This is a genomic window from Nocardia carnea, assembly GCF_029869215.1.
GTDB lineage: Bacteria > Actinomycetota > Actinomycetes > Mycobacteriales > Mycobacteriaceae > Nocardia > Nocardia carnea_B.
This window is the reverse complement of sequence record NZ_JARWPM010000454.1, coordinates 1-1,218: the sequence shown is the minus strand read 5'-3', so window position 1 is coordinate 1,218 and position 1,218 is coordinate 1. Positions and strand designations below refer to the sequence as shown.

At 71.3% G+C, this 1,218-nt stretch carries 1 protein-coding gene; it reads left to right on the top strand.

All coding sequences use genetic code 11. The annotated features are described in order from the left end of the window. Window positions 1-487 precede the first annotated feature (487 nt). On the top strand, window positions 488-1,114 hold the full coding sequence (locus tag QH276_RS34775; protein ID WP_280401439.1) for an LGFP repeat-containing protein: 627 nt from the start codon (window positions 488-490) through the stop codon (window positions 1,112-1,114). Window positions 1,115-1,218 lie beyond the last annotated feature (104 nt).

Here is a 1,218-nt window from a genome sequence, read left to right as displayed (position 1 = left end):
GGCCGCGGGTCTTTTTTCCCCCCCCCCGCCGCCCCCCGGGGGGCCCCCCCCCTTGGCCCCCCGGGCCCCCCCCCCCCCCCCCGGGGCGCCCCCCCACCCCCCCCCCGCGCCCCCCCGGGGCACGGGCCGAACCGTCCAAGGGCCTCGTAAGACTCGGCGCCGCCGCTGGGCGCGTAAGGGACGGCCGTGTTCGAACCGCTGGTTGGTCCTGGTGTCGGCTGGATGTCTCGGTTCGAACATGGCCGGATCGCCGAGTTGCCGCTGAACCGGCAGTTGCTGTGCGGGTGCGGCGCCATATTCAGGGCAGCTAATTTCCGGCGTACTGTTATGGGTCGATCTCGAGCGGGTACGATCCCTCTGACCACCGAAGTGGTAGCGCCGCGGGTTATCACATCGGATAGCCGTTGCGTTGCCACCTCACCGAGCCGGGGTGATGAGTTGCGCGGCACGACCGCGTCACACGCCGGCCTGTCGCGAGAGGATGGATATGCATCACTTCGCTCGACGTTCGGCTGGATTCACCCTTGCGCTCGCGGCCGCGGGCCTGCTCGTGGCAGGTTGCGGCGACGACGACACCTCGGTTTCGGATAACGTCGGCTCGCTGACCTCGGCGGTGATGCCGGGCGACAATACCGGCACCGGCGAATCGCCGACCGGCTCGCCGGGAGCGGAGGGTTCGCCCACCGAAACCACCGGCGCCGAGGGGTCCCCGACCCCCGACGAGGACCCCAACGCCGATGCCGGCGAAACCACGGTGCAGACGCCGGACGGTACGGAGGTCACGGTATCCGGCAGCATTTATCAGAAGTACACCGAAGCGGGCGGTCCGGCCGGCACGCTCGGTATGCCCGAGGGCGAGGAGCAGGTGGCCGGTGACGGCGGCCGCTACCAGAACTTCGTCGGCGGCACGATTTTCTTCAGCGAGGAGACCGGTGCCCACATCGTGTGGGGTGATATCCGGGAAGCGTGGGAGGCCAACGGCGGCGCCGAAGGTGAACTGGGCTTCCCGACCTCCGACGAGGAAGACACTCCGGAGGGCAAGAAGAGCGAATTCGAGGGCGGCACGATCACCTGGAATTCCTCCGACCGCTCGACCACCGTCACCCAGAATTGAGCATCGGCGCCGGGGGGGGCCCCCGGGGGGGGGGGCCCCCCCGGGGGGGGGGGGGGGGGGGCCGGGCACCCCCCCCCCCCCCGGGGCGGCGGGGGAGGGGGCCC